The 12,734-nt window shown below is 58.3% G+C and carries 14 protein-coding genes; 3 read left to right on the top strand and 11 right to left on the bottom strand.

Annotated features, from left to right (window positions below):
- The first annotated feature begins 25 nt into the window (after positions 1-25).
- Positions 26-295 carry a hypothetical protein gene (locus NCCP691_RS09690; RefSeq protein WP_220808061.1) on the top strand — a complete coding sequence of 90 codons (270 nt, stop codon included), beginning with the start codon at positions 26-28 and terminating at the stop codon, positions 293-295.
- A 50-nt stretch (positions 296-345) separates the two neighbouring features.
- Here the strand turns inward: NCCP691_RS09690 and NCCP691_RS09685 are convergent, their stop codons facing one another.
- The 5 genes from NCCP691_RS09685 to NCCP691_RS21610 form a co-directional block, all read right to left on the bottom strand.
- Positions 346-1,005 carry a DsbA family protein gene (locus NCCP691_RS09685; RefSeq protein ID WP_220808060.1) on the bottom strand — a complete coding sequence of 220 codons (660 nt, stop codon included), beginning with the start codon at positions 1,003-1,005 and terminating at the stop codon, positions 346-348.
- Complete coding sequence (locus NCCP691_RS09680) at positions 1,002-1,439, bottom strand: disulfide bond formation protein B (RefSeq protein ID WP_238482383.1); 438 nt, start codon at positions 1,437-1,439, stop codon at positions 1,002-1,004. The genes NCCP691_RS09685 and NCCP691_RS09680 overlap by 4 nt, the downstream gene beginning before the upstream one ends.
- Positions 1,436-2,029 carry an SCO family protein gene (locus NCCP691_RS09675; protein ID WP_220808059.1) on the bottom strand — a complete coding sequence of 198 codons (594 nt, stop codon included), beginning with the start codon at positions 2,027-2,029 and terminating at the stop codon, positions 1,436-1,438. Before NCCP691_RS09675 ends, NCCP691_RS09680 begins: the two co-directional genes overlap by 4 nt.
- Before the next feature lie 14 nt (positions 2,030-2,043).
- Entirely contained in the window at positions 2,044-2,472 is a 429-nt protein-coding gene (locus NCCP691_RS09670) for a copper chaperone PCu(A)C (RefSeq protein ID WP_220808058.1), read from the bottom strand.
- 168 nt (positions 2,473-2,640) lie between these two features.
- The gene (locus NCCP691_RS21610) at positions 2,641-3,000 is read right to left on the bottom strand and encodes a DUF2946 domain-containing protein (protein ID WP_373870344.1); all 360 of its coding nucleotides are present in this window, start codon (positions 2,998-3,000) and stop codon (positions 2,641-2,643) included.
- A gap of 184 nt (positions 3,001-3,184) precedes the next feature.
- Here NCCP691_RS21610 and cadR point away from each other — a divergent pair, with 184 nt between their 5' ends.
- Positions 3,185-3,628 (top strand): Cd(II)/Pb(II)-responsive transcriptional regulator, encoded by a 444-nt coding sequence (gene cadR, locus NCCP691_RS09660; protein ID WP_220808056.1) that lies wholly within the window; start codon positions 3,185-3,187, stop codon positions 3,626-3,628.
- A 115-nt stretch (positions 3,629-3,743) separates the two neighbouring features.
- Here cadR and NCCP691_RS09655 read toward each other — a convergent pair whose 3' ends face one another.
- A complete protein-coding gene (locus NCCP691_RS09655) occupies positions 3,744-4,205 on the bottom strand; it encodes a hypothetical protein (RefSeq protein WP_220808055.1) in 462 nt (153 codons plus the stop codon).
- 300 nt (positions 4,206-4,505) lie between these two features.
- Between NCCP691_RS09655 and NCCP691_RS09650 the strand changes: the two genes are divergently transcribed.
- Entirely contained in the window at positions 4,506-5,102 is a 597-nt protein-coding gene (locus tag NCCP691_RS09650; protein WP_220808054.1) for a YjaZ family protein, read from the top strand.
- Positions 5,103-5,863: 761 nt separating this feature from the next.
- On the opposite strand, the gene NCCP691_RS09645 is transcribed toward NCCP691_RS09650, so the two are convergent.
- The 5 genes from NCCP691_RS09645 to NCCP691_RS09625 all read right to left on the bottom strand — a co-directional run bounded on the left by NCCP691_RS09645 (position 5,864) and on the right by NCCP691_RS09625 (position 12,606).
- Positions 5,864-6,118, bottom strand: coding sequence for a hypothetical protein (locus tag NCCP691_RS09645; protein WP_220808053.1), 255 nt, complete (start codon positions 6,116-6,118; stop codon positions 5,864-5,866).
- 93 nt (positions 6,119-6,211) lie between these two features.
- On the bottom strand, positions 6,212-6,589 hold the full coding sequence (locus NCCP691_RS09640; protein ID WP_220808052.1) for a copper-binding protein: 378 nt from the start codon (positions 6,587-6,589) through the stop codon (positions 6,212-6,214).
- The gene (locus tag NCCP691_RS09635; RefSeq protein WP_220808051.1) at positions 6,570-9,758 is read right to left on the bottom strand and encodes an efflux RND transporter permease subunit; all 3,189 of its coding nucleotides are present in this window, start codon (positions 9,756-9,758) and stop codon (positions 6,570-6,572) included. The genes NCCP691_RS09640 and NCCP691_RS09635 overlap by 20 nt, the downstream gene beginning before the upstream one ends.
- Positions 9,755-11,296, bottom strand: coding sequence for an efflux RND transporter periplasmic adaptor subunit (locus tag NCCP691_RS09630; protein ID WP_220808050.1), 1,542 nt, complete (start codon positions 11,294-11,296; stop codon positions 9,755-9,757). The genes NCCP691_RS09635 and NCCP691_RS09630 overlap by 4 nt, the downstream gene beginning before the upstream one ends.
- Complete coding sequence (locus NCCP691_RS09625; protein ID WP_220808049.1) at positions 11,293-12,606, bottom strand: TolC family protein; 1,314 nt, start codon at positions 12,604-12,606, stop codon at positions 11,293-11,295. The genes NCCP691_RS09630 and NCCP691_RS09625 overlap by 4 nt, the downstream gene beginning before the upstream one ends.
- Between the last annotated feature and the right edge of the window lie 128 nt (positions 12,607-12,734).

Genomic DNA, 12,734 nt, shown 5'->3' with positions numbered 1-12,734 from the left:
CAGTCACGCCGCCCTGGAGACTGAAATGTCTATTCTCTCAATTTCGGACCTGCCGTCCGCACAGGACCTTGGAAACGCCGAGCTGAGCAGCATTCGCGGTGGCTGCGGCCTCTGCTCCCTCAGCTGGGGTATGCCCAAGGTGTTCGGTGACCAGCCAAAGGTGTCGTTCGATGCTGCTCAATCGATGAGCCAGAGCCAAGGCACGACCGTGAACAACGGGAACAATGCCGCCTTTGTCGGCATGCCGTCTCCCGTCGCAGCACCTGCCACCTTGGTCAATACCGTCGGGGACTGACCGGATGTCTCGAATCGGTGGAGGCGCTGCTCTCCACCGATTCACAACGTCTACTTGCCGGCCCCAGCTTTTGCCAGCTCGTCATCGACTAGCTTCTTCAAGTGGTCAGGGCCGAACTCCGGCAGCGGTCGGCCGTTCACGAAGAACTCGGGTGTTCCCCTGACATTCAAGGCCTTCACGTCCTCCAGGTCCTGCTGAACCAGCTTCGCAAGCTCGGGCGACTTCATGTCTTCCTTCAGCCGGGGAATGTCGAGTCCCAAGCCTTCAAGGAAGGGCCAGACTCGGTCCAGGTGTGCTGCGTGTCCAAGCGCCCATTGTGGTTGTGCGACGAGAAGCGCTTCGAGCGACTCCCAGTACTTACCCTGCTTCCGCGTGGCTTCAAGCACTTTCACAACCTCGTCGGCGCCGGTATGGAATGGCGCGTAACGAATGGTCAGGCGAATCTTCTCGGGGTTTGACGTGATTATTTCTTTGACAAACGGGTAGAACGCACGGCAGGACTCGCATGCAGGGTCGAGAAACTCGACGATATGAACTGGTGCATTCGCGTTGCCGAGAGTCGGCGAATGGAAGCGTACGAGCGCCTCCTTGTTCTGGGTGACTTGCTGAGCTGCCTGCTCGTTCTTCTGTGACTTGTACAGGGTGATACCGAGCGCAAAGGCAATCGCCAGTAGGACTGCTGTCCCGATGAAGAGAGTTCGTTGTTTCATTTGGAAGCCTTGAAGTAGATTGCGATAAGCATTGCGGTGATTGCACCGAATGCAGCAACAGACAGCATTGGAATGGTCAGGAAGCCGAACCACTCGATGAGCTGCTGCGAACAGGGAACGCCCTGCGTGCAGGGCGTAAGCGTCTCCGAGACAAGGCCTTCGGACACGAGGAGGTGAAACACGGCGATTCCCAGGCCAACAAGCGCCAAGGGAAACGCATAGCGCACTACCCGAACGTCAAGTGGGAAGAGGCCGGCCGCCAGTATGAGCACCAGAGGGAACATGCAGATGCGCTGGTACCAGCACAGGATGCAAGGCGTCAGCCCCATCACCTCACCCAAGAATATGGCGCCAAGCGTGGAAACCGTCGCAATAACCCAGCTTAGGAAGACCATGGGCCAGACGGAGGCGTTTGTGTCGGTTGTTGCCATCATGTCTTAAGCAGTGTTTGGAGGTCTTTGACGATGTCGTCGACCGGCTGCGCGTCCCTGAAGAACAGCCTCAGACGGCCCTGCGGGTCGAAAGCGTAGGTCTGGCCGGAATGGTCGACGGTATAGAAGCCGTTTTCATTCGCCTTTTGCAGCACCCGAATCACCTTGAACTCCTTGGCGGCGGCATCGACCTGCTGCTCGTCCCCGGTCAAGCCAAGGAACGAGGGGTGAAACGCAGGAACGTACTTGCTCAGCACTTCCTGCGCGTCGCGCTTCGGGTCCAGCGTTACCATCAACACTTGCACCCGTTCCGAGTCCTTGCCCAGTTTTTCCATCGCCTGAGCAAGCTTGACCATCGTTGTGGGACAGACATCGGGACAATTGGTATAGCCGAAGAAGAGGACTACGGCTTTTCCCTTGAAGTCGGCAAGAGTCCGTGGTTTCCCCGTATGGTCCGTCAGCTGGAAGTTTTTGCCCCAATCGCCGCCCGTAATGTCCGCTGACACAAACTTCTGCTCAGGCGGCCGCCCGTTGTCACATCCCATCAAGAAGGTGCCAGCCAGAACCAGAGCCGCTAAGTATCGTAGTTTCATGTGCACTCCCTGCGTTACTTGCCAATCGGACGGACGGGAACGGCAACGACCGCCGTGCTTTTCACCTTCTTGGCGTCTTCGAAGGTCAACTTCACGTTCAGGGTATCCCCGGCAGCCAACGGCTTCTTCAGACCCATGAGCATCAGGTGCAGGCCGCCTGGTGCGAGCTCGACGGTCTGACCAGCCGAAATTTCTAGCTGGCCGTGCTCCCGCATCTTCATGACGCCCTCATGGTTTTGCATTGTGTGGACCTGCACCTCTTTCGCAATGTCGGACTCCGCACTCAGGAGACGTGCCGTGCTCGTGCTGCTGATTTTCATGTATGCCGCACCGACAGGTTGTCCGGGGACGGTGGCACGCGCCCAGGGTTCGTTGATAGTGACGTCTGCAGATGCAACGGGGGTCAGTCCCGCAAGAATCGAGGCAAGAACTAGGTTTTTCATCGTTAGTGTTTTGAACAGTTGTTTGTTTTAGGCCCGGTCGGCTAGGACCGGCTAGTGTGATGAAGCGCGAGTGAACAAACGGCCGGCGCTGCCCTAGCCGAGCGGCGGCCCGGCACTACGGGACACTGCAGCTCGTCCGAAGCCGGAATGCAGCAGCAACCGTCTAAATCAGGACGCGAGAGGTGGGGCGCGAGATTGCGCCGGCGCCCATGTGAATTGTGGACGCGGCGCTTGGTAGAAAAGGGATGGGTATGACTGCGATGCCGCAGGAATGAACACAATGGCTGCACTAGTCGGAGGCGGACCTATGGTATTAGCATGCGTCCTACAGAATGGGCAGTCCTCGGAGTGCTGGTCGTGCTTACCTGGCGAGAACGGCTTGCCGCTCTCGCCGTCGGTCACCTTGACCTGCTTGACGCCGGTCGACGTGCAAATCTCTGTCCACTCTTGGGTAGTCGCCTTTTTTGCGGCCAGTGCGTGCGAAATCGACGGCGCGAGCACGACCAGCAAGATGGCAACACATGCCATCCACGCCGTCACAACTCTTGCTATACGGTTCATTCGCATGCCAGTATTTTAGCTGACTCCTCCCAGCCCTCGGACTTGCCTAGACCTGTCGGGACGGCCACCGCAGTCAGGACAATTGGGACTGCAATCACTTGCATCGGCTAGAATGCCTGGAGTAACTACGGGGTTAGGTTAGGAGTGAAGAATGAGAATCGGCGAACTGGCAAAGCGAACAAGTTGCGATATTGAAACCATTAGATACTACGAAAAAAACGGTCTGCTGGCAGAGCCTGCTCGTAACAGCAACGGATACCGACAGTACGAGACCGCACATCTGGACAGGCTGCAGTTCATCCGCCACTGCCGTTCGCTCCAACTCAGCCTCGGCGAAATTCGCGTCCTCCTAGACCTTCAGACCAATCCCTCGTCGGGCTGCCATGAGGTCGATAAGCTGCTAGATGGCCACATCGCCCAGGTACGTGAGCAGATGGCCTCCCTACAGACGCTAGAGCAGCAGCTGGTCAAACTGCGCAAGCAGTGCCAGGGGCCGCACTCGGTGGAGGAATGCGGCATATTGCAAAACCTAAACGAAGCGGCAGACAATCACGATTGTGCCTGTCATGACGAGCCCCCCCGAACGATAGGATAGGGGTTGCGCGAATGGAGTCGGTCGCCTTGCGCTAACGACGGCCTAGACCGGGCGAACTTTGTCGCCTGTCCAGGAGAAGGTCCGCGGCTGTAAGATTGGCCCCGAAATCCGCTGTTCAGCTATGTCGGCGGGGAGCGCCCTTATGCTCCTTACTGGAGGCCGAGTCGCGATTTGCTGGCCCCAGCGCTGCCTGCGGCACCGGCCAGTCGAGCATGGATGCAGCGCGTCGGATAATCCATCGCGCCTCTTCCTCGGAAGTCCACTTGGTCGCAATCAACCGGGGCAGATACTGGTCCAGAATTTCCGTCTCGGACATGTGAGAGCGCTTCCCAGCCCTCGACTCAACGGCCTTAGTCGCAAGTTGCCGCGCGAGGTCTTCGCAGACATTCCAACGCTGAAAGATTTCCGGCGGAGTGCAGCCAGGTATGTAGAAGCGGCTGTTGTAGCTGGTCATCAGTAGTTTCGGCTGAACGCCGGGGACCGCACCGTGATGTACAGGGCGCGGGAAATCAGACGGGACTTGCGCGTAACGCTCCTCGTCGGCCGGTATTGACGCTGCTTCTTCTTGATTATTCATCGCGCTACCTCTTTTACCTCAAATTACTGTACTCACATACAGTAGTCAAGGTGCTTTTTGCAGCATTTGCGCTAGGTCGAAAGCCCTGAAATAGGAAAGAAGTCAAGAATCTCTCCTACTTGTAGCTCACTTCTCCCGTCATCTGTCGCGATATCGCGGCGATTATTACGCATGTGATAGTTTTGATGAAAAACGACGGCGAAAATCTCTTGTTTTCGATTCCACAAGGTAAAATGGCCCATTACTTCCCATCGAGAGTGGCCCTGAGAGCTGATTTGGGCTGCTACCGAAGCCAAAACCATGACCAATTTAGCTTTAGTAGAGCTGGAGCCCGTGGAAGCGCCGGAGGACGCGCAACACCGGTTCGCGGCTATAACGTACAAGGGCAAGACTTGGGACTTATCCCATCTCGACTCCTTTGCGTTCCGCTGTGAAGTGACTCCTGGCGTTCTCGTCGATGTGGTGGTGTTCTTCTCCTGCCACTGCTTCACGCACAGCCTGAAGAAGGACCGGCGGCCACGTCACCTGATTCCGGACGCTGAGATTTTCAACGACGGCCGCGAGGAGAGAGTGCTTGACCAAGAGCGCTACGAGCTCTCTCTCCTGCTGCTGTCGAATATGGCCCGTGAGCTGCCGAAGCGGCGCATTATCGTCGCCGACGAGAACCGGCATAACTACGTGACCTGGGAAGTCCATAACGGGGACGGTAGCAAGTCCCTGTACGCAGTGTTCTTCGAGGCCGCCCGCGACAAGAAGCGTAAGGGGCGAGTGCTCCTGTACATCCAGTCGGCGTACAGACTCGAGAAAGGCCTAAAGAAACGGCAGAAGGAAGCCGGGAAAGTCAGCTGGAGAAAGCTCGTGAAGGCCGCCTACGAGGGGAAGACAATTCGGCCCTAGAAAGGACAACGGCTGCCGTTGGCAGCCGTCGCATGCGGGGTTCTCTCCCGGTTTGACCCGGTTTCCCACTCCAGGTGGGACCTAGTTTCCTAGGCGGCACTACGTTTTTCACAACACCCGCTCGTACGTAGCTTTTCGTCGCTGCTACCAAATCGGTCTCAGCGTTGGGGAGTATATGAAAGCCGATATCGACTGTCAATTAGTAGTACTTATCGTTTGACGTGTAGCAACTTGCCAATGAAGCAAGTATCTCTGCGTTTAGCGGCAACACGTTGTAGTGCTGTGCTGGCTCCTCCGCCCCTTGGTTGCTGCGCGTACTATTCCTGATGTTCGTGCCTGTCGCCGTGTAAGCTACCAACAAGGTCTCGTTGGCACTCGTCCACGTTCCACCCCGGTGGCCCTGCAAAATACGCTCCGCTTCTAAGGTGAGAAGTCGGCTGTAGGACCTCTCACGCAGTTAGCCGTACAGCAGCAGAATACGAGGCGGGTGCGTGGAGGTGACCGGCGACTTTGACATCGCCTTCTCGCCAGACCCTTTCGAATGCGGCCCAAATTTCATCAGCGAGAGAGTGCATTTCTTCCATTTGCAACTTGAGCTTTTTGCTCGTGGGCTTTTTGTTCGTCAAGCTCAACCTACCCCCTCCCATGGAGGGAAGGTCAAGGTCAAGGTCAATTCTGGACCGAGGAAGTAGGATGGCAATGTGCCATACGCGAAGACGTCAGGGTTAAACCCTGACGCCTTCGTACTCAATCCATCTTGGTCAGCTCGACGTCTTGGGTTTCGTATCTCGGTCCATCATCTGATGATGCTGACGCATCATATCCATATGCTGCTGCATCATCTCCGGGGTCATCTGACTCATGTGCGCCATGCACATGTCCATCATCTGCTTATCCGACATCATGGCCATTGGCATAGCACCCATCGAGGCATTCGGGCGAGACGCCTCACCCATTGCGCATCCGGCCAGGGCCGCTGCAGATAGTACGGGAATTGCAAATGCTGAGAGCTTCATAGTTACCTCCTCGTGCAAAGTTGACAGGTACAACTCCCCTCCCTTGTGATAGGCGCAGCTCAAGCGAGCTGCACCGCTTATCAGACAACCTCGTTACTTCTGAACTTGAAGCGCTGTAACGACCGCAGTGCCTTTGACGTTTTCGACGTTGAACTTCACCTTGTCGCCGACTTTGACCTTCGAAAGCAGCGAGTCTTTCTCAACGGGGAACGTCATCGTCATCGGAGGCATTTCGACTGTCTTTGACTTGACCGGACCGTGCTTGAGGGTGACTGTCTTGCCGGCTTCGTCGACTGCTTTGACCTCGCCCTCGTTTGTGCGGACCGCGTCCGCGGATTTCCCTCCCATGCCGTCCATTTTCATGCCACCCATGTCCATCCCTTTGCCACCATTCATTTGGTCAGCATGGGCAGTAAGGGCAGCGGCCATCAGGCCAAGCGCGGCGATTGATTTAAACAGCGAGGTTTTCATGGAGCGACTCCTTGGTAGTTGATTTTGAAGTTTTGGTTGCGAGTCTAAGCCGGCGCTCCTGTAGGAGACGCCATGCCGCGGGTATGACGAAAAGGGACAACAGGGGAGCTGTGACCATGCCCCCTACCATCGGTGCAGCGATGCGTTGCATGACCTCGGACCCGGCTCCGGTGCCGTACATAATGGGAAGTAGGCCGGCAAGAATCACCGCGACAGTCATGGCTTTGGGCCGGACGCGCAGCACTGCCCCCTCCCGGATTGCCTCGAGAATCAGTTCCTTGGTCAGGGGTTGACCACTCCGAAGGCGGGCGTCTAGTGAGTTTCTGAGATAGACGAGCATCACAACGCCGAACTCGGCCGCCAGTCCCGCGAGCGCGATGAAGCCAACCGCTGTGGCTACGGACACTGCATGACCCAGGCCCCAGACGAACCAGAAGCCACCGATGAGCGCAAACGGAACGGTCAGCATGAGCAGCAAGGCCTCGGATGTTGACCGGAATGCCAGATACAGCAGCAGGAAGATGACAGCAAGCGTCAGCGGAATCACGGTTTGCAGCTTGGCCGCGGCGCGCTCCATGTACTCGAACTGGCCGGACCAACCTATTGAATAGCCAGGTGGGAGCTTCACCTCTTTTTGCACCGCAGCCTGCATCGCGTTGACGGCGGTTCGCAAATCAGTCCCGCGTACATCGACGTACACCCACCCCGAAAGCCGGGCGTTCTCGCTTCGAATCATCGGCGGGCCATCAGTCACCTGGATTTGCGCCACATCTCCAAGCCGAATTTGCGCGCCGCGCTCGGTGACAAGAGGAAGCTCACGAAGATTCTGCACGGAGTCTCGGTAATCCCTTGGGTACCGTACGTTGATTGGGAAGCGCTGGCGACCATCCACTACTTCCCCAACGTTCTCGCCGCCGATAGCGGAGGAAACTACGGACTGAACGTCAGTGACGGCAAGACCATAGCGAGCTGCCTGTCTCCTATCAATCGTGACATCGATGTACCGCCCGCCGCTCAACCGCTCGGCCAAAGCGGACGTCACACCCGGCACGGTCTTCACGACCGCCTCAACCTGCGTTGCAATCTGGTCTATCTGCCCCAGGTCGGCGCCAGACACCTTCACCCCAACCGGCGTTTTTATGCCGGTCGAGAGCATGTCGATGCGGTTGCGGATGGGTGGAACCCAGACATTCGACAGTCCGGGCACCTTCACGACCCGGTCAAGTTCGTCGACGAGCTTTTCCGGCGTCATGCCCGGCCGCCACTGGTCCCGCGGCTTGAACTGAATGGTGGTCTCGAACATCTCCAGCGGCGCCGGGTCCGTTGCTGATTCCGCCCGTCCTGCTTTGCCGAAGACGGTCGCCACCTCTGGGACAGTCTTAATGAGGCGGTCGGTCTGCTGCAGCAGCTCACTGGCTTTTGACGCCGACAAGCCTGGCAGCGCCGAGGGCATATACAGCAGGTCCCCCTCGTCCAGTGGGGGCATGAACTCTCCGCCAAGCCGAGAAACCGGTATCGCTGTCAGAACCAATGCGACGATAGCAACCGCGATAACCGCGACCGGGTGCCGAAGACTACCTTCGAGCAGCGGCCGGTATGCCGCTATCAGCACGCGGTTGAGCGGATTGGACGCCTCATTCGGAATACGCCCGCGAATCAGGTAGCCCATCAGCACCGGCACCAGGGTGATGGCAAGCCCCGCCGCGGCCGCAAGCGTGTAGGTCTTAGTGTAGGCCAGTGGCGCGAACAGCTTCCCTTCCTGCGCCTCGAGAGCAAAGACCGGCAGGAACGACAACGTGACGATAAGCAGCGAAAAAAATAGTGCCGGGCCGACCTCGATAGACGCCTCGGTCACAATCTTCCAACGTTCCTGGGTCGTGAGCTCCTTCTCCGGGTGCGCATGCTCATATGCCTCAAGATGCTTGTGCACATTCTCAATCATGACGATGGCAGCATCGACCATGGCGCCAATGGCAATTGCAATGCCGCCCAGCGACATGATGTTTGCGTTCACGCCTTGGTAGCGCATCACGATAAACGCTGCGAGAATGCCCAGTGGCAGCGAGACGATGGCCACGAATGCACTGCGAAGGTGGAACAGGAATATCGCGCAGACGACAGCGACGACGATGAACTCCTCAATCAGCTTGTTGCGCAGGTTATCGACCGCCGCGTTTATCAGGTTCGAGCGGTCGTAGGTCGTGATGACCTCGACGCCTCGTGGTAGCGATGCCTTGAGGGTATCCAGCTTTGCTTTGACGGCGTCAATGGTTTGCAGGGCATTCTTCCCCGAGCGCATAACGATGACGCCACCCGCGACCTCCCCCTCCCCGTTGAGCTCGGCAATCCCTCGACGCATTTCCGGACCAAGCCGAACGGTAGCCACGTCGCGCAGCAGGACTGGTGTTCCGGTCTCGTTCGCATTCAAAACGATGTTCCGGAAGTCCTCCAACGACCGCAGATACCCGCGCGAGCGCACCATGTACTCGGTTTCGGCCATCTCGACGACCGAGCCGCCGGACTCCTCGTTTGCCTTGCCAAGTGCCTCAAGCACCTTGGCGTGGGAAAGACCGAACGCGCGCAGCTTGTCCGGGTCCAGGACAACCTGATACTGGCGGACCATGCCACCAATGCTGGCGACTTCCGCCACATCTGGAACGGTCTTCAGCTCGAATCGGAGAAACCAGTCGTTCAAGGCCCGGAGCTGGCTGAGGTCATTCTGACCGGTGCGGTCGACCAGCGCATACTCGAAAACCCAGCCCACCCCGGTGCCGTCCGGGCCAAGTTCAGCTCGCACACCCTGCGGCAGGCGGCCTTGTACCTGATTGATGTACTCCAGTACCCGCGAGCGGGCCCAGTACAAGTCCGTCGCGTCGTCGAAGAGCACGTAGACGAAGGAATCTCCAAAGAACGAGTAGCCGCGAACGGTCTTGGCGCCAGGGACGGCGAGCAGCGCCGTCGTCATCGGATAGGTCACCTGGTCTTCGACTATCTGCGGCGCCTTTCCCGGGTACTGGGCGCGGATGATGACCTGCGTATCCGATAGGTCAGGCAGCGCATCCAGGGGTGTTTTCCCGAGCGACCAGAGGCCCCAAGCGGCCAGAATCACCGTTGCAAACAAGACGAAAAATCGATTTGCGATGGAGTGCCGAATGATTTGGGCAATCATTTTTTGCCTCCGCCGACCGGCTTCACGTCCTGCAGCATGTAGCTGCCGTCATCACCTTCCTTGAACGAGAATTCCACGTCTTGCCCAACCTTGGCCTCCGCAAAAGCGTCTGACTTTGGTTTGCTGAAGTCCATTGTCATGGCGGGCCATTTCAGCTCCGGAATCGGCCCATGGGATAACGTCAGTGCGCCGGGCGCAATTTTCTCGATTTTCCCCGTGGCCCGATAAACACCTGGACCTGCCTCGGTCGAAGAATGATTCGTGCCTTGCGTATGCTCCTGCTCTGGACTGGAGAACTTCGGCAGAACTGCCTTGAGCTTCGCTTCCGAATCGATGAGGAACTGGCCTGATGCAACGACCTTCTGGCCTTCCGTCAGTCCGCTCAGGATTTCGGTGTCGTCGCCGATATCACGGCCAGTGGTAACGGCTACTGGCTGGATAGTGTTGTTCTCCCCCGCTAACAAGACTACCGATTGCTTCCCGCTCGTGATGACGGCCTCGGTCGGAACCAACAACCGCGGGACCGCCTTCTCTGCACCGACTTGAACTCGCATCAGCATGCCCGGAGTTAGGCTACCGTCGCGGTTATCCAGCTCCAGCCGCGCCTGCACGGTTCTCGTAGTCGTACTCACACCCGGGAGGATTTCCCGGACTTTGCCGGAATATTTGCGGTCCGTGCCGCCTGCGAAAGTCGCTTCGACCTGCATGCCCGGGCGGACAAGGTTTGCTTGCTGCTCAGGTATTTCAGCCAGCAGCCAGACCTTGTTGAGGGCCGCCACTTTCGCCACTGTCATGCCCGGCGAAACCATGGCTCCGTCTCGGACCGCCAGTTCGGTAACAACGCCGGTCACCGGGGACGTAAGAGTGAGATTCCTTTGTGCTTTCCCGGTCTTTTCCGCCTGTGCGACCAAGCTGTCCGGAATGGACAGCGCTCGCATGCGGTCACGGGCATCAGATGCCAGGACGTCATTGCCACTTCGCTTGAGGGCCAGGTATTCCTCCTGCGGAGCTATCCACTCCGGCACGAACAATGTTGCAACCGGGTCGCCTCGCTTGATGCGCTGCATAGGGGCCCGAGCATGGAGTTGCTCGATATAGCCAGTGACGCGGCTCTGGACCACTTCTGCCACGCTCTCGTCGAATTGGGTGGTGCCAACCAGTTCGAAGGCGTCCCTGGTTTCTTCTCGGCGGACGGTGGCGTATCGAATACCCAGGTTCTGCTGCAGGGTCGGGTTGACCTTTACACCACCCTCCGTGCCGCCCTCGTCGGCAAAGACTGGTACCAGTTCCATGTCCATAAATGGACTCTTGCCGGGCTTATCAAACTTCTGGCCCGGAACCATGGGGTCGTGCCAATACAGCACCTTACGCCCAGTCTTCGAGTCGATTTTTTCTCCGGATTTCCCTGAGGCGCTACCGGATGCAGCCGCTGGCTGAATGCTTCCATGCCCTTGCGAGCCGACCCAATAACCGCCGATTGCCAGACCGGCCCCTGCCAGTACAAGGACAATAGTCTTCATTGCGATATTTGCTTTCATTGTTCTGTCCTTCCTGCTAATGCCAATCCGTGCGGCAAAATGTGGTACTCGAGCTTTGCCCAGGTAAGGGCCGCCTCTTTCTCCAATTCTGTGAGCTGCAGTTGCTGCTCGAGCAGCATCTTCCGGGCGCCAAACACGCTGCTCAGGCTGCCCGTGCCGGCCCGATAGGCCGCCGTCGCTAGTTCGGCCTGCTGGTGGGCAGCCGGCAAAAGCTCTGCGTTAAGGCGCGCGAGGCGGTCTTTGAGGCTCTCAAGAGTGGAGGAAAGCGTGCGTATCTCGGTCTGCGTCTCGCGGAGCGCGTCTTCGTACTGCAGTCTGGCCTTGGTCCCCATGGCCGCCCGCTCTGCGACATCGCGGTCCTGACGCTCCACCCTATTCACAGGCAGCGGAATGCTGACACCCACCGAGACCATGTTGGACAACTGCGGTCGCTGGCTAAAACCAGCCTCAATCGACCAGTCCGGGCGGCGTTCTCGTGTCGCCACGGCTGTTTCTGCATCGGCCAGTGCTATTACACGGCGCGCTTTAAGCACCACTGGGTGATACTTCTCTAGGTCCTCAATGGGAAGGTTTGACACATGGGAAACCAGCGTCGGCGCCTGGTCGGCAACCGCTTCCACTGGCACTGTCGTCCATCGTGCCAATGCCAGTTTTGCAGTCTTAAGCTCCTGCTCGCTCTTGCGGACAGCATCCTGTGCTTGGGTTAGAGCTAGCTGAGCCTGGACTACGTCGCCCGCGGACGCCTTGGCGCCGCGGTGAGAGGCTTCCACTGCCATCAAGTCCTGGGCAGTTTGCTGCTCCACAGCCTTGACGAGAGCCAGGGAACGCTGTGTGTAGAGCACTGTGACCCAGGCCTTTGCAGTCTCCTCTCGGACTCTTGCCAGGTCGGCCAAATAGTTGCCTTCCTCGGCCTCGGTCGCCCGGCGCGCTCGGTCGGTACGTGCGGCACGCTTGTCTGCTGACACCCATTGCTGCTCTACGGCTACCCGGCGCATGGTCATGGACTCGCGCGTCGTGCTCCAGCGCTCCGGCCCCTCCACCGGGAGATTCTCGAGGCCGAACTTGAGCATTGGGTCAGGCAGCTGTCCGGCTCTGGCTGCAGCTTCGCGGCTAGCCTGAACGGTTGCCGCGGATGCTTTAGTCAGGCTCGAGCGTTGCGACGAAAGGCGTAACGCCTCGTCCAAAGTCATGCCATCTGCTTGGGCATAGGCTATATTTGCGCCGAACACTAGCGCGATGAAGACGCTGAGGTGGCGTTGAACGCGCGGCCGGTTGCCATGCACCGGACGCACTTGTAATCGTGAAAACATGAAATCCCCTGAAGTCGAGACGAACTCCGGCCTCGGCAGGATGCCGGCCGGCGAGACAACAGAGGGTTAGGTCAAATACGCAGGCGCAGGGTGCGAAGGTAAGGCGGGTCGCTTCCAGGGTCTGGAGG

This window comes from Noviherbaspirillum aridicola, assembly GCF_019656455.1.
Classification (GTDB): Bacteria; Pseudomonadota; Gammaproteobacteria; order Burkholderiales; family Burkholderiaceae_D; genus Noviherbaspirillum; species Noviherbaspirillum aridicola.
This window is presented reverse-complemented; position numbering and strand designations above follow the sequence as displayed.